The 22,114-nt window shown below is 55.3% G+C and carries 18 protein-coding genes; 2 read left to right on the forward strand and 16 right to left on the reverse strand.

Annotated features, from left to right (window positions below):
* Positions 1–101 precede the first annotated feature (101 nt).
* Positions 102–500, forward strand: a complete 399-nt coding sequence (locus K7P01_RS25555; RefSeq protein WP_267297434.1) for a hypothetical protein — start codon at positions 102–104, stop codon at positions 498–500.
* Positions 501–517: 17 nt separating this feature from the next.
* Here the strand turns inward: K7P01_RS25555 and K7P01_RS25560 are convergent, their stop codons facing one another.
* From K7P01_RS25560 to K7P01_RS25580, 5 genes are all read right to left on the reverse strand, one after another.
* Complete coding sequence (locus K7P01_RS25560; protein WP_267297435.1) at positions 518–1,579, reverse strand: phytase; 1,062 nt, start codon at positions 1,577–1,579, stop codon at positions 518–520.
* Positions 1,580–1,585: 6 nt separating this feature from the next.
* Complete coding sequence (locus K7P01_RS25565; protein ID WP_267297436.1) at positions 1,586–2,626, reverse strand: hypothetical protein; 1,041 nt, start codon at positions 2,624–2,626, stop codon at positions 1,586–1,588.
* A 19-nt stretch (positions 2,627–2,645) separates the two neighbouring features.
* Positions 2,646–5,693: a TonB-dependent receptor gene (locus tag K7P01_RS25570; protein ID WP_267297437.1), complete on the reverse strand. Its 3,048-nt coding sequence runs from the start codon at positions 5,691–5,693 to the stop codon at positions 2,646–2,648.
* 25 nt (positions 5,694–5,718) lie between these two features.
* On the reverse strand, positions 5,719–6,720 hold the full coding sequence (locus tag K7P01_RS25575; protein ID WP_267297438.1) for a FecR family protein: 1,002 nt from the start codon (positions 6,718–6,720) through the stop codon (positions 5,719–5,721).
* Positions 6,721–6,942: 222 nt separating this feature from the next.
* Positions 6,943–7,545, reverse strand: a complete 603-nt coding sequence (locus K7P01_RS25580; RefSeq protein ID WP_267297439.1) for an RNA polymerase sigma-70 factor — start codon at positions 7,543–7,545, stop codon at positions 6,943–6,945.
* Between the two features lie 111 nt (positions 7,546–7,656).
* Here K7P01_RS25580 and K7P01_RS25585 point away from each other — a divergent pair, with 111 nt between their 5' ends.
* Positions 7,657–8,550 (forward strand): MBL fold metallo-hydrolase, encoded by an 894-nt coding sequence (locus tag K7P01_RS25585; RefSeq protein WP_267297440.1) that lies wholly within the window; start codon positions 7,657–7,659, stop codon positions 8,548–8,550.
* 47 nt (positions 8,551–8,597) lie between these two features.
* Here K7P01_RS25585 and K7P01_RS25590 read toward each other — a convergent pair whose 3' ends face one another.
* The 11 genes from K7P01_RS25590 to K7P01_RS25640 form a co-directional block, all read right to left on the reverse strand.
* Positions 8,598–9,716, reverse strand: coding sequence for an ABC transporter permease (locus K7P01_RS25590; protein ID WP_267297441.1), 1,119 nt, complete (start codon positions 9,714–9,716; stop codon positions 8,598–8,600).
* Positions 9,713–10,819 carry an ABC transporter permease gene (locus K7P01_RS25595; RefSeq protein WP_267297442.1) on the reverse strand — a complete coding sequence of 369 codons (1,107 nt, stop codon included), beginning with the start codon at positions 10,817–10,819 and terminating at the stop codon, positions 9,713–9,715. Before K7P01_RS25595 ends, K7P01_RS25590 begins: the two co-directional genes overlap by 4 nt.
* A gap of 17 nt (positions 10,820–10,836) precedes the next feature.
* A complete protein-coding gene (locus tag K7P01_RS25600) occupies positions 10,837–11,577 on the reverse strand; it encodes an ABC transporter ATP-binding protein (RefSeq protein ID WP_267297443.1) in 741 nt (246 codons plus the stop codon).
* A 1-nt stretch (position 11,578) separates the two neighbouring features.
* Complete coding sequence (locus K7P01_RS25605; protein WP_267297444.1) at positions 11,579–12,493, reverse strand: ABC transporter ATP-binding protein; 915 nt, start codon at positions 12,491–12,493, stop codon at positions 11,579–11,581.
* A gap of 2 nt (positions 12,494–12,495) precedes the next feature.
* A complete protein-coding gene (locus K7P01_RS25610; RefSeq protein ID WP_267297445.1) occupies positions 12,496–13,386 on the reverse strand; it encodes an HlyD family secretion protein in 891 nt (296 codons plus the stop codon).
* 14 nt (positions 13,387–13,400) lie between these two features.
* Positions 13,401–14,684 (reverse strand): TolC family protein, encoded by a 1,284-nt coding sequence (locus K7P01_RS25615; RefSeq protein ID WP_267297446.1) that lies wholly within the window; start codon positions 14,682–14,684, stop codon positions 13,401–13,403.
* 59 nt (positions 14,685–14,743) lie between these two features.
* Positions 14,744–15,370 (reverse strand): TetR/AcrR family transcriptional regulator, encoded by a 627-nt coding sequence (locus K7P01_RS25620; RefSeq protein WP_267297447.1) that lies wholly within the window; start codon positions 15,368–15,370, stop codon positions 14,744–14,746.
* A gap of 110 nt (positions 15,371–15,480) precedes the next feature.
* Positions 15,481–15,879 carry an STAS/SEC14 domain-containing protein gene (locus K7P01_RS25625; RefSeq protein WP_267297448.1) on the reverse strand — a complete coding sequence of 133 codons (399 nt, stop codon included), beginning with the start codon at positions 15,877–15,879 and terminating at the stop codon, positions 15,481–15,483.
* Between the two features lie 120 nt (positions 15,880–15,999).
* Positions 16,000–17,004 (reverse strand): hypothetical protein, encoded by a 1,005-nt coding sequence (locus K7P01_RS25630; RefSeq protein ID WP_267297449.1) that lies wholly within the window; start codon positions 17,002–17,004, stop codon positions 16,000–16,002.
* A 441-nt stretch (positions 17,005–17,445) separates the two neighbouring features.
* Positions 17,446–19,659 (reverse strand): alpha-galactosidase, encoded by a 2,214-nt coding sequence (locus K7P01_RS25635; protein ID WP_267297450.1) that lies wholly within the window; start codon positions 19,657–19,659, stop codon positions 17,446–17,448.
* A gap of 28 nt (positions 19,660–19,687) precedes the next feature.
* On the reverse strand, positions 19,688–22,081 hold the full coding sequence (locus K7P01_RS25640; protein ID WP_267297451.1) for a glycoside hydrolase family 95 protein: 2,394 nt from the start codon (positions 22,079–22,081) through the stop codon (positions 19,688–19,690).
* Positions 22,082–22,114 lie beyond the last annotated feature (33 nt).

Consider the following 22,114-nt stretch of genomic DNA (forward strand, 5'->3'; position numbering starts at 1 on the left):
CACTCACACTGATTTGTGCAATCCGTCATTCTGCCAGGAAAACATACCTCATCCCTACGCCCGACCGGAAAACGCCTGTTTTCAGCCCTATCTTTCCCGGCATGAACCAACCGTCTAAAATTGCTTTCTTCTGGGTGCTTATTGGCATGTGTTACGTGCTGCACGGATATTATGAACTAACCGCCATCCGCTATGGTGTCCCGATCCTGTTGCCTGGCCATACTGCCGGGGGCATACCGCTCAATCTGCATGTCATGCGCATCGTGCTGGAAATTGGGTCGCTGTTGATTGGTACGCTTACGGTGCTGAGCTTCAACCGGCCGTTTCAGTGGTTTTCGTTTGTGTGGGCAATGTTCCTGTGCCTGTTAAACGGCGCCCACCTGGCGATGACCGTGGCCCGCAACTACACCGACTACACCCAGCTTGCCCTCCTGACCTTCATCTTCTTCGTCAACGTGCTGCTTGTGCTGGAGCTACGTGTCTCGAAAGGTCAACCGTAGGCCGTAGGGTCAGGCGTTTACCACAAATCCTCCCACCGGTAAAACTGAAACGTTTTATCATCACTCATCGCCACAAACATGCCCCGCGGAAATCCCGGCAACCCCACGCTGGTCACATCACTGCCATCGCTTTCCACGGTAGACGTGTTTACGATCCGCAGCAATGGATGCTCGTGTGGACTGGAGGCTGTGCCTTCGCGTGGAAAAATCTGAAACCGACGTGCTTGCTGATCCGACACGAGAATATATCCCTTGCCATCGGCTTGCTTATAGATCGAGATACCTTCGTGATTGTCGGCAAAGCCGGTGGTTGCAAAGAGCGCCAGCTCGCGCGTGGTACTGTCGGGATGCGCGTAATACTTGCGTATTCCGACGCCTTCGTCCGAACAGTATAGATAGCCCAATTCATTGTCGACGGCGATAGACTCAATCTCATTCTTCCCGCTATAAACCCCAACCTTTCGCACCAGCGTACCGGTTACTACACCCTGCCCGTTGTCTCCCAACCGGTATTGCCAAAGATACGTACCATTGGTCGGGCCGGTCTTGCGGCCTACGATCGCGTAGATCGCGCCCGTGGTGGGGTCGGTATAGAGCGCAATGCCCATTGGCGCGCGCAGGGAATCGCCGTCAAAGACCGGAATGCCGCCACCATCGATGGCCTGCATGGCGGGTACGCTGAAGACGCGAATCGAGTTGGTGTTGCGCTCCGTGCAAACGGCGATGTCCGTCTTTTGGCCCGCCACGGTTAAGCCGTAGGCTACGTCGACATTGTTCGGCCTGCGGATGTCGTGAACAGTCTTGCCCGGCACCTCGTGGCCTTGCAGGTCAAATACATACAGGGCACCGTCGCCCGTGTCGCCGCCTTTGTCCGTGCCGATGACCAGGCTTTGTGCAGGGTCGGCGGGATTGATCCAAATGGCCGGGTCGTCGCTGTCGTGCCGCACGGAGTCCGAGGCAAAGACGGGCTTTACCACGGCCAGGGTATCGGCTCCAGCGGGAGTGAATGCCTTCCTGGGCTGGCACGCCAGCCCAAGAAAACAGATGTATAGGATTAGGTATGGTGTATTATGGCGCATACAGGCTTAGTCTTTCTCAAACATAAAAGTTACGCCGTTAGCATCGCGGAAGAGTTCTTCACCCTCGGCAAAGTTATCTTCATCCACCAGCGTAAAGAAACGGATCGAGAGTGTCTCGCCTTCGTCATCGAGCGCGTATTCGGCTTCTGCCAGGAAGTCCAGCTCATCCGCTACCAAACCGTTATCACCGAGGATGGGATGGCTGCCTTCAAATTCCAGCGCACCGTCTTCAGCATCATACTCGGCTTCGATCTCGATCACGTTGTTTTCAGTCTCGGTCTCCGATTCGCCGTCTTCACAGGTAGTAACCTCTTCAGTCTCTGCCAGCTCCAGCACAAACTTCATTTCTTCAAACTCAAATTCGGCGGTGACCTTACCCGTGATGTCCTCAAACGAAAGCGCTTCCAGGTCCGGATTTACCGGACCGAACATGGCCTTAAACTGCTCAAACGCTTCTTCCGAGCTGATCTCCAGTTCCCATTCACCTGCAACGTCGTTGTCCAGCACCTCATATTCGAATGCACGCGGCGAACCAAGCAATACCGCCTCCGTGGTCTTCAAATTCGAAAACACCACCGTAAAACCACCTTCGGTATCCTCCGCGCCCGGCAAGGTCAACACCACCTCAAACGACTCGGGCACAGTGCCCAGATCAGCGTCCGGTGCGATCGTGATCGTACCGCTCAGGCCATCGGCCGAGGCCGTAAACGCCAGCTCCCGCGCATAGGTGCAGTCGTCGAGCGCTACTTCGTATACCACTTTGTCTATCGCTACGACACCTTCCATCGTACCCGCCAGGTCTTCGATGGTGTAGTCCAAGGTTATCGTGGTGGACGGCAGCGTTGTGCCGGGCAGGTAGTCGGCGAACTTGATCTCGATGTCGTAGTCTTCGGCATCGGCCAGGTCGGCGCCTTCTTCGGCGTCGAGCACGAGCTGCAGCGGGAAGTTGTCATCGTGTGGAGTTTCTTCGAGCGAGTTGTCTACACACCCAGGAATCAGGGTGAGTGTGAGTGCGAAGAGCGAAGCGTGGATAGTATGTTTTTTCATAGTCAATGGCATTGTGGGGTTAAAGGTCGAATTTCACACCGGCGCGTGTCCACCACGAGTAAAACTCACGTTGGATGTAGTGCGATTCGTTGCCCTGGTATACTTCGAACGGTTGATTCGTCAGGTTGAGGAACTCCGCAAAGAAGCGGATGCGCGGAGTGATGGTCACTGTCGCCGTCGCATCGAGCTGCAGGCGATCTTTTACATACAGGTCTTCGCTGGCATCGCCGCCGATCTCACTAATATACTCACCATTGAAGTTCCCCGACAGGCGCACGTTCACGCGGCCCAGCGCATACGCCAGCGACAGGTTGCCCATGTGACGCGCCTGTCCCGGCAAACGGATTTCCTCTTTGTCCTCCGGATTCTCACGCGACTGAATCCGGGCGTTCGACGAGGTCATGGTATAATTCGCGTATACGCTCAACCCTTTCAAAACGCCCGGCAGGAACGTGAGGTTCTGCTGGTACGCCACTTCAAAGCCGAAGAGATCAGCGCTTTCGCCATTCTGCGCTTGCGTCAGGCGGATCATTTCCCCTTGCGAGCCCGGGTATACATTCGAGTCAAAGTTACGGCTGAAGATAAAGTCGCCGAGCTTCTTATAGAACACGCCACCCGACAGGATCCCCACCGTACCGAAGTATTTCTCCGCCAACACGTCTACGTTTGTCGCCGACACCGGCTTCAGTTTCGAATTGCCGATGGTGCCTTCCCCCTCATTGATATTGATCTCTTGCGCCGGAACGATGTCACTGAAATTCGGACGCGCATAGCTGCGCGTAATCGCGGCACGCAGGTTCAGGTCTTCGTTCAGCTTATACTTCACGTGCAGCTGCGGCAGCAGGAAGCCATAATTACGACCGCCCTTTTCCGGAAGGATCTCTTCTTCGTTTATGACATTGAACGACGTATACGACACATCCGTATACTCATACCGCACACCACCCAACAACATCAGCTTGTCGCGTTGAATACGCGTCATCACATACCCGGCATATACATCTTCGCTGGCCGTATACGCTTCGGCAGCTTCCGTCGCCAGCTTGTCGTCTACCGACAGCTCGAAGTCCTGGCGGTTGTTGTTAAAGAAACGCACAAACTTTTCGGAATCCGCGTGCGGATTCATGTTATAGCGACCATCCAGAAACTTCTTATTATAGTCGCCACCCGAATATTGATCGAGCGTCAGATCGTTCGCCCCCGTGTAGCCAAAGACATTTTCCGTGATCTCATACGACTTCTCTTTCAAACGCACCTTCCCGCCAAACTTGAGCAAACCATCGCTCTCGCCAGCCTTGTAGGGCACACCGACGTTAAACTTCGCCGTCTTATTGCGATCCTTCGCATAGGTATTGCCCATCGTTACTTCGTCAAACGCGTAACGCGTGTTGTCGAGGTAAGCGTTGGTGCGCTGTGCGTTCGGTTGATCGTTGAGCGTGATCGTCGGAAAATCGGGGTCGCTGTCAAAGTCGATCGACAGTTGATCGACCTCGCTCACACTGCCCACTTCAATGTCGAACGGAGTGTCCTGAATGGCTTCGGAGAACGACGCTTCGTAGTCGAGGTTAAAGCCGGTAAAGGTATGTTTGGCGCCCAGGTTGTAACTGACGACGTATTGCTTTTCAAGGCGATCTTTCGTCAGGCGCTCGATGGCGTTGTCTTCAAACGGCGAATCATCCGCGTTCGGCACAAAGATATAGCGGCCGCGGACCTCGCGATCGGTAAACCGGTTGTACAACGTGCGGAAGTACAGGCTGTGTTGTTCGTTCACGTTGTAATCGATCGTGCTGCTCAGACCCGTACGCGTGCGTGACAAAGCATAGTCCCGCAGCTCGAGGTCGTTGCCGTCGCGCTCCCAGTCCTCCGAGCCCCGCTCGGTGGCGTAATAACTGCCGTTGAGCATGACGCCCAGCTTGTTGCCCAGGAAGCGGCGGCTCAGCTCCAGCGAACCCTGAAAATTCGTCTTCCCGCTGATGTTGTTATACCCCGCCAGCGCCGACGAACTGATATTCAATTCCTCCGACTGCGCCGTACGCGTCACCAGGTTTACCGAACCACCGATGGCGTCGCCGTCCATGTCGGGCGTGATCGCTTTGCTGACTTCAATCGACGCCAGCTGATCGGCCGGCACGGCATCCAGCGCTACATACCGCACACCCGCTTCCGGCGAGGGAATCTGCTCACCGTTAATACTGATGTTGGTAAACTGCGGGGCCAGGCCCCGCACGAGCACGTAGCGCCCTTCGCCCTGGTCGCGTTCGATGTTCACGGCGGGAACACGCTGCAACGCTTCGGCTACGTTCGGGTCTGGAAAACGGCCGATCTGGTCGGCGCTCACGACGTTGCGAATGTTGTCGGCGGTTTTCTGCTGGTTCAACGCACGTTGCTGACCTTGCAATACACCCGTGATGGTCACAAACTGCAGTTGCGTAATATCGCTCACCATCTTAAAGTTTAGCTCGATGGCGCCATCCTCTGGTACCGTGACCATCTCCGAATACGTGCGATAACCAATGTAGGTCACTTCCACTTCTGCCTCGCCCGCCGGCACACGCAACATAAACTCGCCATTCACATCGGTGGTCGTACCGTTGCTGGTACCCTTTTGATATACAGTCGCGCCGGGCAGCACCGTTTTCAACTGGTCATCGAGCACGCGGCCACGCACCACACCCACGCGGGCAGCACGGGGTAACGCGATCGGCGCGGCCTTCACCAGCAATTGCTCGTCGAGCTGTTTGATCTGAAGGTTTGCCTGCGCCGCGACTACCTCGAGCAACACGCCGAGGTTTTGATACGGCCCGTGCAACGTCAGCCGTCGCGCCAGGTCGATTCGGCGGCTGCTATAGGTGAAGGTAAAATCGGTACGGTCCTCGATGATTGTAAAAAGCTCCTTCAACGAAGTGTTCTGGACGTCCACCTGGATCCGAACCTGGTAAATGTCCTGCGCCGCAGCCGCGCCGGCGGGCAGCGCATGCAGCGTAAGCCACGACAACAGAAGCCCGGCCAATACCGGTCGCCACCCGCGGGAAGCCGCGTGTCGTAGTGCTTGTAAATGTGTAGCCATTGTTTTTTTGGTTAGGTATATAAGATTATTCACAGCCTTTTCCGGTTAAGGTTACTATATTGTTACGCAGGGTATATTGAATGCCGATCGAGTAGGCCATAGCCTTCAGTACTTTTTCCAGCGGTTGATTCGTGTAGCGTCCTGTGATGACACAGCGCCGCAGCGCGACATTTTCCAATACCACACGCACGCCATAGGCCGCCTGCAATTTCTTCGCGGCCTCTTCCAGCGACAAGTCTTCAAAGACCAGCACCCGCTGCATCCACGCGAGCTCAGCCACAAGATCTGCTTTGCCTTCGCGGGCGGTATGGTGGCGTATATCATAGACGAGCTGATCGTCTGGCAACAGGATATGCCCCTCATTACCATGGCGCACGTGTACCTTTCCCGTTGCCACACTCACGGTAATGGCATCTGCCCGGCTGCGCACATTGAACGACGTGCCCAGTACTTGCGTGGTGAGCGCGCCGGTGTGGATCATAAAGGGATGCGCCTCGTCGCGGGCGACCGAAAAGAATGCTTCTCCTTCCAGGTATACTTCACGTGTGGCGCTGGTAAAGGTAGCGGGATAGCGCAGGAGCGAGTTTGCGTTTAAGGTCACGACCGTGCCGTCGGCCAATGTAACGGCCTGCTGCCCGCCCGTCGTGCTGCTAACACGATAAGCAACTTCCCCGGGCTGTGGCGCGGAACGGAATGTATAGAAATAGATGCCTAAACCGGCGGCAATGAACAGCGCCAGCGACGCCGCGAGCTTCCACCACGTGAGCGATACGGTGCGCGCTTCGGCAGGCTCGGTCCGTGCCTGGTCGTAGGCATCAATGCGCCGATTGAGCTTCTCCAGCGCCGGAGAAAGATGGAAGGCTTTATTATACGGAAGCTTCTGCTCCCACGCCGTCACCCATTCGTGAAACAACTGTTGGTGCCGTTCGTCGGCAGCGACCCAATCAAACAGAGCTTCCTGTTCGGCGGGTGTGGCCTCGCGCGACAGGTATCGGATAATAAGGTGTTCGGGTACTGAACTTTCCATAGGCATAGTGGGTCGATACTATACTCTGGAAGAGTGGGTTTTACGGGCCACCCCACTATGTCGGGATATTATGAAAACATTAAGGGTTTGTTACCAACAATGGCATCTGGCGCAAGTCTTCCGACCGAAGGGAGGGCGTTCCGATAGCTATCGGAATGTGCCTGCACCTGGTGCCAGTCTTCAGACTGGCGTGGAGGGAACGTCGTGACCTGGGCGACCATACTACAACAGCGAAAACGCAGTAACAAAATCCATCGCTACAAAGAAGAGTGCCAACCCATATTGCCGGATAGCCGTGCGCAGCAAGCTCAGCGCTTTAACCAACTGGTTCTCCACCGTTTTTTCGGATATGCTCAGGATCTCGCCGATCTCGCGATAGGTCAGGGCTTCCATGCGGCTCATGAGAAAGATCTGGCGGCAACGGGGGGGCAGCGTATCCACGGCGGCATCGATGTGCTGGCGCAGCTCGTGGTAGGCCAGTGTGGTTTCGGGATCGCGGACGTCGGGCAAGGTTTCGGCCAGGCGCGCGTCGTCGACATCTTCGAATTCCGGTGTGCGGGCGCGCAGGGTCGCAAGGGCCGCATGGCGCACGGATGTATAGAGGTACGCCTTCAGATTTTTTTCAATGGAGAGCTGGTGACGGCTGCGCCACAGGGTAAAGAATACGTCGGAGACGGCTTCTTCCGCTTCGTCGGTGCGACGCAGGTAGGTAAAGGCAAAACCACAAAGCTTCTGGTAATATTGCGCAAAAAGCGCGTTTAACGCTACACGATCATCGGCTCGGATGCGTTGAAAAAGCGCAATATCGTGATCGGGGGATTGCACAGGCGGGTGAGCGCAAAGGTCACATCCCATCGTACCGTCAACAAGCTCAGCGTATTATGAAATCATCAATTTTTTTCGGGCGTGCTAGCCCTATCTTGTTATTTTTGTGTCATGTCGCTTTTTACCGCTTCCCTCAACTCCGGCAGTAACGGAAACTGCTACTACGTAGGCAATGCGGAGGAAGCTGTGCTGATCGACGCCGGCATCTCCTGCCGCGAAGTGGAGCGCCGCATGACACGCCTGGGCCTGACGATGCGCAGCGTAAAAGCGATCTTTATCTCACACGAGCATTCCGACCACATCAACGGCGTACACAAACTGTCGGCCCGCTATCGCCTGCCCGTGTACGTCACGCCGCGCACGTGCCGGGAAGGCCGCCTCACGCTGTCCGAAGATTGTGTTCAAACTTTCCAGGCCTTCACCCCCATCACCATCGGCAACCTTTCCATCACGGCCTTTCCGAAGCTGCACGATGCCTGTGATCCGCATAGCTTTATCGTGCGGTGCGGCGAAGTGACCGTCGGCGTCTTTACCGACCTGGGATTGCCCTGCGAACACCTCATTCATTATTTCCAGCAATGCCACGCCGCATTCCTGGAAGCCAACTACGACGAAGAAATGCTGGAGCGCGGACGGTATCCGTTTTTTCTAAAGAACCGCATCCGCGGCGGCCTCGGCCACCTCTCCAATACACAAGCACTGAAGTTGTTTACGGAATACCGGCCACCGTTTATGAGCCACTTGTTTTTATCGCACTTATCCAAAGACAATAACCGCCCCGAGCTCGTACACGACCTCTTTCGCCGCGAAGCAGGGGCTACGGAAATTGTCGTGGCTTCGCGTTACGTCGAGACGCCGGTATATCACATTACCAGTACCGCGACACATGCGGCAACCCTGGCAGGCCCGCCCCGGGCAGGTTCAAACTATACTGTAAACAATTCACCGTTCGTGGCGCGGATACCAGCGCCGCCCGCTAAACCGAATCAGCTGTCGCTTTTCTGACATTTTTCCTTCAAACGATGCGAGGACATGGTGAGCGCATTCTCTTGCTAAGACGTTTTGCGATAGTTTACGATGGCCCACACGTTTAGTATCAGGGCGAAGGTGGCCACGATGGCGGCGGCAGGAAGTACATCCTGTGCCGTGCTGCCTTTGAGGATGATCATGCGCATGACGGCAATGAGGTGTGTCACGGGGCTGGCATACGCCACGGCCCGGGCCCACGTGGGCATGCTGTCGAGCGGGGTGAAAAGGCCACCCAGGAGAATAAAGATCATCATGAAAAAGAATGTGATGAGCATGGCTTGTTGCTGTGTCTCGCAATAGGTGGAGATGAGCAGGCCCAAGCCGAGGATGGCCAGGAGGTATAGCGTTACGAATCCGTAAAGCAGCGGTATGCTGCCCATCGGCACAATGCCGTATACCACGCGCGCGACCAGTAGGCCCAGCGTAAAAACCACGTTGCCCAGCACCCAGAAGGGTAACAGCTTGCCCAGGATAAAATAATGCTTTTTGATCGGTGACACGTTGATCTGCTCGATGGTGCCTACCTCCTTCTCCTGGACGATGTTCAGCGCGGATAAAAAGCCGCCGATCATGGTCACCAGCACGGCCAGTATGCCCGGCACCATAAATACGCGGTAGTTGAGAAAGGGGTTATACCAATACACGGGTGCCACTTTCACGATGGGGGCTGCCGGAAAACGCCCCGGCTGGATCCATTGTACACGGATGGCGTTGTTATAGGTTTGCAGAATCGTCGTGATATAGGCAGCGCCCAGGCCCGCTTTGACGCCATTGATGGCGTTAACGGCGAGCGACAGGGTTTGCTGCCCGTCGCGCACCAACGCCCGCCCGAAGTGCGGCGGAATCGTCAACACCACATCCGCACGATCGGCTTCCAGGAGCGCCTGCGCGTCGCGATACGACGCGGTATACCCCGTGAGCCGAAAATACCCGGAAGCCGTCAGCTGCTGCGCGAGGCGTTGTGCCTCCGGGGATCGGTCGTTGTCGACTATACAGAGGTTTATATTCTTCACCTCATAGTCTGCCGCCAGCGGCAGCACGATTAACTGAATGAGGGGCATGACAAGGACCACCGCCAGGATGGTACGATTGCGGAAGATCTGTTTAAACTCCTTCTGGAGTAAGAAAAATAACATACTCATGCTAAGCGAATGTTAAAGCGTTTGACACTGATGATCAACCAGCCGGCGGTCATGCCGGCCAGGATAAGCGTTTCTTTCCACACAGCGGCAAATCCGAGGCCTTTGATCATGATCGACTTCACGATGATATAATACCATTTTGCGGGTACGAGGTTCGAGATCACCTGCAGTGGCACCGGCATATTCTCGATCGGAAACATAAACCCGCTAAACAGAATGGTCGGCAGCAACATGCCCATCAGCGAGATCAACATGGCTACCTGCTGCGAGCTCGTCTGCACCGATATAAATATACCAAGCGACAAACACGTCGTGATAAACAAAACACTCTCTGCCAGGAGCAAGAACAAATTGCCCTGTACCGGCACGCCGAGCGCCCACGTACTCAGCATCAGAATAGATCCCACGTTGACCAGTGACAACAACAAGTATGGTACCGCCTTCGCCACGATCACCAGCACCGGCCGGAACGGCGATACCAACAGCACTTCCAGCGTACCCGTTTCTTTCTCCCGCACAATCGAGACCGCCGTCATCATGACGCAAACCAGCATCAGCACCAGTGCCATGACACCCGGCACGTAATTCGGCGCACCTTCCAGCTGCGGGTTATACAACATGCGCGTTTCGACGCGAATACCGTACGGAGGCGCCTGGACCCCGCGTTGCTCCGAGGCGTGGTCGTAGACGATGGCCGACACATATTGCGTCAGCGTGTTGGCGGTATTAGGATCGGACGCATCGGCTATGATTTGTACGGTCGCCTCCTGTCCGTGTTGCCACCGCTCGTAAAACCTGGCAGGAAAGACCACAGCCACCTTGACGTCGCCGCGCCGGAAAGCAGCTTCCAGTGCTTTCGGCGACAACGCCACCTGGTCTACCTCGAAATACCGGCTGGCGTCTAACCGCGCGATCAGCGCCGTCGTGGCGACATCGCGACCGTGGTCGACGACCACCAGCCGGGCATTCTTTACTTCATTGCTCAGCGCAAAACCAAAAATCAGGATCTGCATGACAGGCATGCCAAACAGGATCAACAACGTGCGGCGGTCGCGCAGCACGTGTATAAATTCTTTCCGGATAAAAAGTGCCAGTTGTTGCATGACAATAGTAGGTTGTGTTATTCCCCCCGTTGCGCACCGCGCGCCAGGGTATAAAAGACGTCGTCCATCGAGGCCGCCCCGTACAGTTCCTTGAGTCGGCGGGGCGTATCGAGCGCGGCGAGCCGCCCATCCACCATGATCGAAACACGGTTACAATACTCCGCTTCGTCCATGTAGTGGGTCGTGACAAACACTGTGATGCCCTGGGCGGCCGCGTGGTACAACAAGTCCCAGAACTGCCGCCGGGTAAACGGATCGACGCCCCCGGTAGGCTCGTCCAGGAATACGATCTTCGGATCGTGTAAGATCGCCACCGAAAAGGCCAGCTTCTGTTTCCATCCCAACGGCAGCGACCCGACATGTTTACCCGCCACATCGTGCAATCCCAGCCGTGTGAGCAACTGCTCCCGCTTCTCGCGCAACACAGGATTGCGCAGCCCATAGATGCCGCCAAAGAACGTGATGTTCTCTGCCACCGTCAGGTTTTCGTACAGCGAAAACTTCTGACTCATATACCCGATGTTTTGTTTGACGTCCTCCGGATGTGTGGCCACGTCAAATCCTGCTACCTGTGCATGCCCCGACGAAGGTGTGGACAACCCACAGAGCATCCGCATGGCCGTCGTCTTGCCCGCCCCATTCGCCCCGAGAAAACCAAAGATCTCTCCGCGCGCCACGTCGAACGTAATCGCGTCGGTCGCCACAAAGTCGCCAAAACGTTTCGTCAGCTTATCGGCTTGTATGATCGGTTGCGCCATATTAGTTTCGCTTCATCAGGTCCATAAAACAATCTTCGATGGTTGCGTCCGTCGCTTGCACTATAGCCTCCGGTAAGCCTGCGTCGCGGAGATACGCTTGTAACACGCCTTCCCCCAGCGTAGTCGTACCCGCGGCATGAGCCCATTCGCCAAAAGCATAACTACTGACAACGTCCGGGTGACCGGCAAGCCTTTGTAGCAACGCCGGCATCGGCGCGCCGCCGACGGCGTAGAGCGGGTGCGGATAGCCCGCACGTAAACCCTGCGGTGTGTCGACCGACAGGATGTGCCCTTGTTGGATCAGGGCGATCCGGTCGCAACGGGCCGCTTCGTCCATATAGGGCGTCGACACCAGGATGGTAATTCCCTCCGATCGCAACCGTCCCAGCATATCCCAAAACTCCTTGCGCGATACCGGGTCGACCCCTGTCGTCGGCTCGTCCAGGAAAAGCACCGTGGGCCGGTGGATCAACGCGCAGCACAACGCGAGCTTCTGTTTCATCCCCCCCGACAGTTTACCGGCACGCCGGTCCTTAAAGGGCTTGATCTGTTCGTACAGATCGCGGATCAACGAATAATTATCCGACACCCGGGCATTAAACACGCTTGCAAAGAAATGCAGGTTCTCTTCGACGGTCAGGTCTGTATACAACGAGAACTTCCCGGGCATATACCCCACCGTACTGCGTATCTTTTGGTACTCCCGCACAATGTCTAACCCGCCGACAGTGGCATGCCCCGCATCCGGCAACAGGAGTGTGATCAGAATGCGGAACAGTGTCGTCTTCCCCGCACCGTCGGGGCCAATCAACCCGAACAGCTCCCCGGCGCCTACCGAGAATGAAATCCCGTCTACCGCAGGCGACTGTCCTTTGCCATAGGCTTTGGTAATATTCTCTACGCAGATCGCGTCCATGACTACAAGGTTACTTCACCGTACATGCCGATCTTGAGATACCCGTCGTTCTTCACACGGATCTTCACCGCGTAGACCAGGTTGGCGCGTTCCGTTTTGGTCTGGATCGTCTTGGGGGTAAACTCTGCCTGATCGCTGATCCACGTCACCACGCCCGGGTACGTGCGCGTCGCGCCATCCGCCGCATCGACCGCGACGGTTACCGGCTGCTGCAGGCGAAGGGCCGTCAGTTGGTCGCCCGTAATATAGGCACGCAGCGTAAGCGTCGAGAGATCGGCAATCTTGTACAACGGCTTTCCGGCCGCCGCCATTTCGTGTGGCTCGGCATACGTTGTCAATACAGTACCTTTCACGGCGTTTACAATCCGGCAGCGCGCCAGCTGCTCTTCCACCTGCTGTACCTGCACGATCAGCGGCGCGGTCTGTGCGGCCAGGCTGGCATTCGTGATCCCCAGCGTGGACTGCTGCGCCTCCAACTGCCGGCGCAATACTTCGGCTTGCGCAGCCGCATCGTCGTATTGTTTCGGCGTCGCCGCGCCGGCCTGCACGAGTGATGCCAGCCGCTGCTGCTCGCGCTCGGCGTGCCGCAGCTGTTCCCGCGCGGCCGCCAGCTGGCGGGCTACATCGGGGCGATTGGCCAACACCGATTGTACCTGCGCCTCGAGCTGTCGCTTCTTCAGGTATACTTGCACGCTGTCGATAACACCGACCAGCTCACCGGCCTGCAACGTATCCCCCTCGTCAGGTTTAAATAGTAGTAGCGTACCCGTTGCTTCGGCCGAAACAATAGTCTCCACAGCCTCGAATGTTCCCGAGGCATCGTACGACGGTCCGCTACGCCGGCAAGCGCCCAATGCGACGAGGACAAGTAAACAATAAGCAAAGTGTTTCATGACAGTAGTTGTAATTATGGTCTTCCGGTAGTGGTTTGTAATACATAGTGCGCCATCAACCCCTGCATGGCATGAAGGTTACGGGCCTGACGCGCCTGATCTTCGGCGTGTACCTCGCGCAGGTAGTCGTGTGCGTCCATCACGCCGTTGGCCAATTGCGCGGCGGCGGTTTCTTTCACCGACGTACGCAGGGCGATGATCGCATCGTCGGTTTCCAACAACGCCGCATATTTTTGCACATCCGCACGTTGTCGAGCCTGCGTAACGCGCGTTTGTAACAAAAAGGTCTCTTCTTGTACGGTCAACTGCTTTCGTGCTATACCGAGTAAGGCAGCATCGTTACGGGCGGTATACCAGCCGCTGAGCTGCCATTGCAGGCGTACCCCGCCGAGATAATAGCCGCGAACCTCGTTGCTCAGCATGTTTAACGCCGGGCGGCCCAGTCCGCCTTGAAAGAATAGACTTACTCTTGGCCGGTTCCGTACGGCCAATGACTTTTCCTGTACGTCGAATACGGCAGTTTGCAACCGAAACTGTTGTAGCTCGGGACGGTATAGATCACCTCCCGAAGCGGTTGGCACCGGCGGTTCGACGAATACAGTCTGGGCTGCGATCGGCTGGCCGATGAACAAGGCGAGCATGGCAATGTAGCCATCACGCGTAGCGCGCAGCTCCACGGATTGCTGGCCGGCTTGTAGCAGCTCGGATCGTAGCACATCTACCTGGCTGCGTAACGCAGTGCCCAGGCGGACGGCGGCTTCCAGCTTGTCGAGTGCGGCCTGAATATCTTGTTGCCGCAACGCGTTTTGTACCTGTTGACGGTCGACGATCAGGATGCCGAAAAATAGTGGATTGATCCGCTCTTCGAGGGCATAGAGGGAAACTTCTACGCCTTGCTGGTCGACGCGGGTTTGTGTTTGGGTTAATGTACGTTGTTGGTGGATGGTGCCGCCGTCGTAGAGTGTTTGTTGGACTTCGCCGTAAAGTTTGTACTGATCTTTTGATAATACGGGAACGTCCTGGCCGGGGACGTTGATGGGTACTTGCGTGACTTCGGATTGGTACGTGGCCTGGCCGTAAAGCGCGAATTGAGGTAAGTAGCCGCGGGCGGCGTTTTCCAATGTATAGGTGGCGCTTTGTTGAAGTAATGCCTGCTGTTGCGCCTGGGGGGCGTGCCGGCGGGCGAGGGTGTAGCATTGTTGTAACGTGAGGCTGTCACCACTCGCGCCAGGTTTCGCCAGTAGCGGGACGCTTGTGAAAGTCAGCATCCATAGAGACAAATACAAAGTAAAACGCATAATAGTATTTGTTTTAAATATTCGATTTAATCATTTGATTAACTGTAGGGTAAAAAATTTTAGCGTATGGATAAGATCGCTTCTGCCCATTTGGGAATTAGCTTTCTCCGTTCTTCCATCAGGGCTTCGAACTCTTTCTGGCTCAGGCCGGCGCCGTGTTGGAAGACAGGGCGTCCGATGAAGGGAAAGAGGGTCATGCCCAGTATATTCATTATAAAATGAATCGGATGTATGTTCTTTTTTCGTTCGCGTAGTTGTTGCACCAGCGCCGACTCACGCAACAGCTTGGCCACTCCCAGTTTGCGCGCAAACTCCTCCGGCTGGTATCGCAGTTCACCCAGCACAAACAAAGGAAGGTCCGGGTTGTTCGTCAGCATGTCCAGATAGGTATGTACGATGCGTTCCATTTTCTCTTGCAGTGTCGTGTCCGGGTCGTTTATGACCGGAGCGATGATGCCGAATAACGCCTGTACTTTCTCCATCATCACGATCTCGAAAAGCTTCTCTTTGCTACGGAAGTAGTAATTCAGCAACGCCAGGTTCAGGCCGGCGGCTTCAGCGATGTCGCGCGTACGCGTGGCGGCATACCCCTTCTTTGTAAAAACCTCCCGGGCTGCTTCTTTTATCTTTTCTTCGGTCGATAGGTCTTTGGCTTCCGGATTCTCCTGCTTCTTTTTTGCCATCATGCACGTATGAGTACGGGGCAAAGATGGTGGATGTTTCAGATTTAGTCAAGTTTTTTAATCATTTGATTAAAATCACCGGATTCGCACGCCTGTTCGCCCCGCAATCACACTCACACTGTTTCCTGGAGCCATGCCTGGGCTTCCGCCAAAGAATCGAAGATGCGGATTTGGACACTGGTTTGTTGGACGCGATACGATATGGACTCGACCGCCAAGGCATTGAAGTAGCTGCTGGGGCGCACCAGGGCAATGGCGCGAAAGCCGCGTTCGATGGCGCGGGGAAGGAAGTTGAACTTGACGTAGTTTTGGTCTTCCTGGCCAATCAGCGTCATGCTTTTTATATCGGCTAATACTTTATGGGCGCGGTGCTCCACCAGTAGTTTCAGCATGTATTCGGTGCCTTCGCGGAACTGGGCGCTGGTGGCGTAGCCATTCCAATCCATACGGATGTGCCTTTGTTCGGCATCGTAGTATATGTTATAAACAGGAGTCGGAGCGGTGGCAGCCATGATGAGCGGGTTAACATCGCGAAGTTCCGAAAAAGAAGGCATGATACAACCGTCCGCATAAAAAAAGTGAGCCGGCATTGGACCGGCTCACTTCGTATTGATTACAGGTGTAAGGGTTGCTTACGGCTGTACTTTGATGTCGATTTGGATGTAGCCGTCGCTGCCATTGGTGCCGCTTACTTCATCCACGTGGATCAGTCCTTTTTTACCGTACTGGGTCATGAAGGCAACTACATCGCCAGCCTCCAGGAACGATATGCTCTGGCTTGAGCCGGTGGTAACCGAGAGGCCCGCCAGATCAGAAGACGCATCCACCGCCGCAAATGCAGCAGCGTCCATGTCAGTTTCAGCGAAGTAAGCTTTGTTAAGCTCGTCGGCAGTTGTGCCCGCTTTTTCTGGAATGTTTACCACGTTTGTGAGATAAGCAGACGTCGATGTGAGCGTAGCGTGCTTGTCCTCACCCATGAGGTATACATAACCAAAATCCCAGTAAGAAACGAATTCTACACCCTGGCTGATCTTGTAGATTTTGCCATCCAGCGCCGACACGAATGTGTTAGACGTACCGTCCAACAGCGGGGCGGCCAGTTTCAAATTGCTATAGCTCTTTACTTCAGCTGCTTCATTTTGGCCGCCGTATACCAGTGTAATGGTAGAAGGGCCAACAGCCTTACGTTGCTCTACGTCGCGGAAGTCACCGTTGCCGGTAGTTGTCCAGAACTTGTATACTACGGTACCCGCTGTGATCCCGGAAGGTACAGGAAGCTCAAACTGGAATTCGAAATCCTTGTCGTTCTTGCCGGTAAGGTCAATCGAACCGTCTGCTTTGGTATCAACCTTCTCCTTCGTTACATATATTTCCTCACCTTGACCGCCCACGTTTTCTGTGATGTACAAACGCTTCATGCTTTTGTCTGTAGAGGTAAAATGTACTTTTGCCAAAATAGATCCCTGGCTGGAAGTCACATTAACATTCTCATTTGTTTCAGCAGGAGCATCCAGCACTACATCGAAGTCTGCGTTAGGGTCTACCGTAATCTCATCATTGTCATCGCAAGCAGTGGCTAACATTCCAACCACTGTCAGGGAGAGCAGCACTCTCCGGTAACTGTCGAATCTTCTCATACCTTTTCGTCTATTGTGTTTAAAAAAAAATATTCAACCGGGCGATATAGCCCGGCCGTGGAAAATTACAAAAACCACGCCACACCACACAAGCCTGGAATGGCACATGAGGTGAGGATAAAGCACTACGGATTGCTGATTTTCAGAACCATTTAATTTTCGTTACACCATCTTTTTAAAAAGTACATTCTAACACGAGTCAGGTTGGATATTTTCGATTTGCATATTGATGGATTTGCTACAACACTCACGCCCAACAACTTGCAGCATCCACGCACCATTTGTTTTTATACAAGGCATTACAGGTACTGGTTTCCCCGGAGGGCCTGACGGAAAATGGCTGTATGATTCAGCCGTTTAACGATTTTTCCGTCGGAACTTGCCACAAAAAAGTACACCCGGGTGCAGCCCGGGTGTACTATGATAAAATATAAAAATATTTTATGGGGTTACCTTCGAAAACTGTAGCACAACGCTTGCCCTGTCTGTTGTGAGCTGTGGATTGATGCCTACCTTCATCAGGAAGTCGCCCGTGTACACGGCATCAGGGTTTACGGGGGACGTTGTACCCGGCAGCAGGTTGATCTCCCGTACGGTGTACCGCGCGGCCGGATCCAGTCCCCTCAGCTTCACAGGCAAGGGGCTTCCTTCACCGTATCGGTTGTTTACCAGGTAGTTAAACATAACACCGGTGGCGCGTGTAGCGTCCACGTACACCAGGGAAGCAAAGCTCCCCTGACGCGGGTCTGCCAGGCGATACAAGTCACCCTGCCAAATGACTTGCTTCAGATCATGGTAGTGGCGCAAGGCCTGCTGACAGAAGGTCAGCTCCTGCTCCTTCAACTCGCCGACAACAATGTCAAAGCCGAGCTTGCCCATCATGGCGACATCGACTTTAAACTTCAGCGGCTGTTTCCCCCACGCCGTCACGTGGTTTGACGTTGCCATCGCCGGGTAGAAATGTGAATACTCCCATTGCATAAAGATCCGCTCCAGCGGGTCCGTATTGTCGCTCGGCCAAAACTCTGTAAAGTATTGGAGCGCAGCATAGTCGACACGACCACCACCACCCGAGCACAACATCATCGGTACCTTCGGATACTTCTGGCGGATCTTCGCCAGCACATTATAGAGCCCGCGCACATACTCGATGTACAGGTGTGACTGTTGATTCTTCAGGTGCGCTGAATAAGCATTGAATATGACCGCATTGCAATCCCATTTAATATAAGCCAGCGACGGGTTTTCGGTAAACAGGTTGTCGACCACCTGGAAGACAAATTGTTGCACCGCAGGATTGCTCAGGTCCAGTACCAACTGATTACGGAAGTAATGTTCCTCCCGCGCGGGTTGACGAATGACCCATTCCGGGTGCTTCTCATAGAGCTCACTTTTGGGGTTCACCATTTCGGGCTCGATCCAGATGCCAAACTTCACATCGTTGTTCGCGGCTTCTTTCACGAGTGAGCTGATGCCGTTGGGCAGCTTGGTGCGGTTCACGCCCCAGTCACCAAGACCTGCCGTGTCACCATTGCGGGGATATTTGTTCGCGAACCAGCCATCGTCGAGCAGGAACAGGTCCACGCCCAAACGCTTGGTATCTTTCAGCAGCCCAAACAGTTTCTGCTCGTTAAAATCAAAATAGGTGGCCTCCCAGTTGTTGAGCAACGTAAGGCGTGTGCCATGTCCATCGAGCAGCTTATAATTCCGCGCCCAGGTATGCAGCTTGCGGCTGGCGTCCCCTTTACCATGATGCGACAGCAGAAAGACAAATGCCGGCGTGGCAAATGTCTCCCGGGGCTTCAAAGTATAGGCCGACGCAAAGTTGTTCATCCCGGCCACGATGCGCAGGTTATCCTGGTAGTCCAGCTCGAGATCGATGCGGAAATTTCCGCTCCACTCCATCGCACCGTACAATACTGTACCTTCTTCTTCCGTCGCCGGCTTGCCCGGATATATCATAAACACCGACGGCTGGAACAGGTTGGCGCGCGTGCCGAGCTTGGAGTCGAGTGTTTTGATACCATGCGTGATGCGGGACGTCTCCGGCTGCATTTCCTTGGCCCAGTCGCCGTGGTAATGTGTCAGCCAGAACTCGGATGCTTTCAGGTGCAGGTTCGCGGACGCAAACTTGTTCAGTACGACCGGGCCTTTTTCCTGGTGACTGATCTCGCTCCACTGTTCGATGACATCTTCCTGGGTATATACTTTGTAAAACAGCTTCACCGTAAACGGATATACCGGGTCTTGCAAAGTGACCGTGTACAACGCCACCTGGGGCGCTACTTCCTGTTTTGTATGCGTGACGTAGCGCAGGTCGAGCGACGTGTTGCCGTCGGCATGAGTAACGGCAATGGCAGGCTCGGCGAGATTACGCGATCCCGCAGGTGTATAGGCCGAAGCCAGGACACCGGTATACTCGGCGGTCTGGCGATAGGCCTGCGGCACTTGCGCATAGCCTGCCGCGTCGGCGAGCTTCTCGCCGTAGTACAGGATCTGCAGGTTCTTCTTGTCGTCGGCCTGCAACACCAACGCGGTATTGCGGGTCTCCATTGGAATGGTTTGGCCGGTGGCCTGCATACCGGGGTATGCCGTGCAGGCCCAGGCAGCCATGAGCCAGGCAGCGAGGGTCTTGCGTGTACAGGTTGTTATCATGCGAACTAGTTATAAGTAAATCTACCGGTCAGTGCTTTTTTACGGGCACCTCGCGTATGACCCCGTTTACGCGCGCGCGGGTCATCCCTCCCATCGGCGCGCGGACGGTAAACGCCGTTACTTTCCCGTCTTTCCAGGTGATGTCGACGGTATAATTACCGCGTGCCTTCAACCCTTTGACCGTACCGCCTTGCTTCCATACGTCCGGCAGCGCGGGCAGTAAGTCAATAAAGCCATCGTGGCTTTGGATCAGCATCTCGGCGATGCCGGCGGTGGCCCCGAAGTTACCATCGATCTGGAACGGTGGGCCGGCCGACAACAGGTTGGGATACACGCCCCCACCCGCGCCGTAGTTGATATGGGTTTGTACCGTAGGCTTGAGTATCTCCGACAATAATTTATACGAGCGGTTGCCATCTTGCAGGCGCGCCCAGAATAAGAGCTTATAGGCGATCGTCCAGCTGGGTCCGTCGTCACCACGCACGTCTAGCGTTTTACGGGCGGCGTCTGCGAGCGCGGGAGTAGCCGTCGGCGTGATCAGCGATGCCGGATACAGGCCATAGAGGTGTGATATGTGGCGGTGGGTCGGCTCGGTCTCTTTATATTCTTGTAACCACTCCATGATGCGCCCATCGGACGCAATACGCCCGGCGGGCGGCACGTTGGCGAGCTTCTCTTCCAGCTGCTTCCGAAATTCGGCATCGACGTTTAGCGTCTTTGTCGCCGTGATCACATTTGTAAAGAGCTCGCGCACGATCTGGTTATCGATGGTCGGGCCCATGCAAATGCTGGCATGCTTACCATTGGGCAGGTAGAATGTATTTTCCGGCGACACCGACGGCGCCGTCACCAGCCAACCCGTTGTCGGGTCGTGCATCAGCACGCTGCTGTAGAACTGCGCCGATCCTTTTAAGATCGGATAGATACTTTGGAGGTATTGGCGGTCACCCGTAAAGGCGTAGTGCTCCCACAGGTTATTACACAGCCAGCCGGAACCGGCGTTGGCCGCACCCCACGAAGCGCTTTCGCCCGGCTCGGTAAAGCCCCACACGTTAGTGATGACGTGTGCCACCCAACCCTCGGCCTGGTAGTATGCTTTCGCGGTGCGTTGTCCCGGTTCCACCAGTCCCCGCACCAGCTCCGCCAGCGGCAAGTTCAGTTCGGACAGGTTTACTACCTCTACCGGCCAGTGGTTCATTTGTACGTTCACATCGAGGTGATAGTCGCCGTTCCAGGGCGTGCGGATATCTTTCGCCCAGAGGCCTTGCAGGTTCGGTGGCAGCAGGCCCACGCGCGTGCTGCAAATCGTGAGGTAACGACCGAACTGGAAAAACAATACCGGCAGCCCGTTGTCAGCCGTACGATCCTTTAAGAAATTCTCCAGGCGAACGTCGGTGGTCGCCGTGCTTTGCGGACCATCGAGGGCAAACGTGACACGGTTATAAAGCGCCTGATAGGCCACAATATGTTTTTTCTTTTGCTGTATATACGGACGCTTGGCCGCGGTCTCCAACTGTTGCTGTACACGCCATTCAAAGCCCGTATCGTGAAAATCCGTACCCGCAGAGATAAACAGTGTGATTTCCGAAGCTCCTTCGATGCTCAAACCATTTCCCACTGCGCGTTGCTTCCCGCCTTTCGCCACGGCCTTTACCAGCGCTTTATAGCGCATGCCTTTGCCGTCGGTGCCATTGTCGAGCTGACCGGTCATCTGCAGTGTAGAAGCGTCCAGCGTCGTTGTTGCAGACCGTTCCGCACGGTTCAGACCAATCGTACACGACAACTGTCCAGGCTTACTCGCCGTCAGGTGTACCACGGCGACGTCGTCGCCAAAGCTGGTGAAATATTCGCGGGTATAGGTCACACCGTTGACCTGGAACGAGCAGTTGGCCACAGCATCTTGCAGCGACAACTGGCGGGTATAGGCCTGCGGTTGCGCCGAGGCCCCGGCCGTTGTACCATACTGGAACTTCAGCACCAGGTCACCCAACGTCTGAAAACAACCGAAGGGCTCGGCGCCCGAGCCTTTGCCGGTACACACGAAGTCGCTGTTGACGAGTGCTTGCGCTTCGTCATTGCGTCCGGCGAGAATGAGGCGCCGGATCTCGGGCAGCTGTTTATGCGCCTGGTAGTTGTTGGCATCCTGGGGTGCGCCGGACCACAGGGTGATGTCGTTCAATACGATCTTCTCTTCGGCCACGCCGCCGTCGGGCGTCATGCCCAGCCGCCCGTTGCCGAGGGGCAGAGTTTCCTCCCACTGGCGGGCCGGTTTGTCAAACCACAGGCGCAGGGGCGCTTGTTGCCCGAACGTTGTGATGTGGAGTGTCAATGCCAACAGGGTCGGCAAGAAAAGTCGCAAGAACATGGACAGGACAGTTTGTTTTGTACGAATAATAGGCGCTGGAATGATAATTCTACTCATTTCGGTTATGCAAATGTTTGCGGAAATCTGGAA

This window comes from Parachryseolinea silvisoli, from assembly GCF_021190955.1.
Classification (GTDB): domain Bacteria; phylum Bacteroidota; class Bacteroidia; order Cytophagales; family Cyclobacteriaceae; genus Ohtaekwangia; species Ohtaekwangia silvisoli.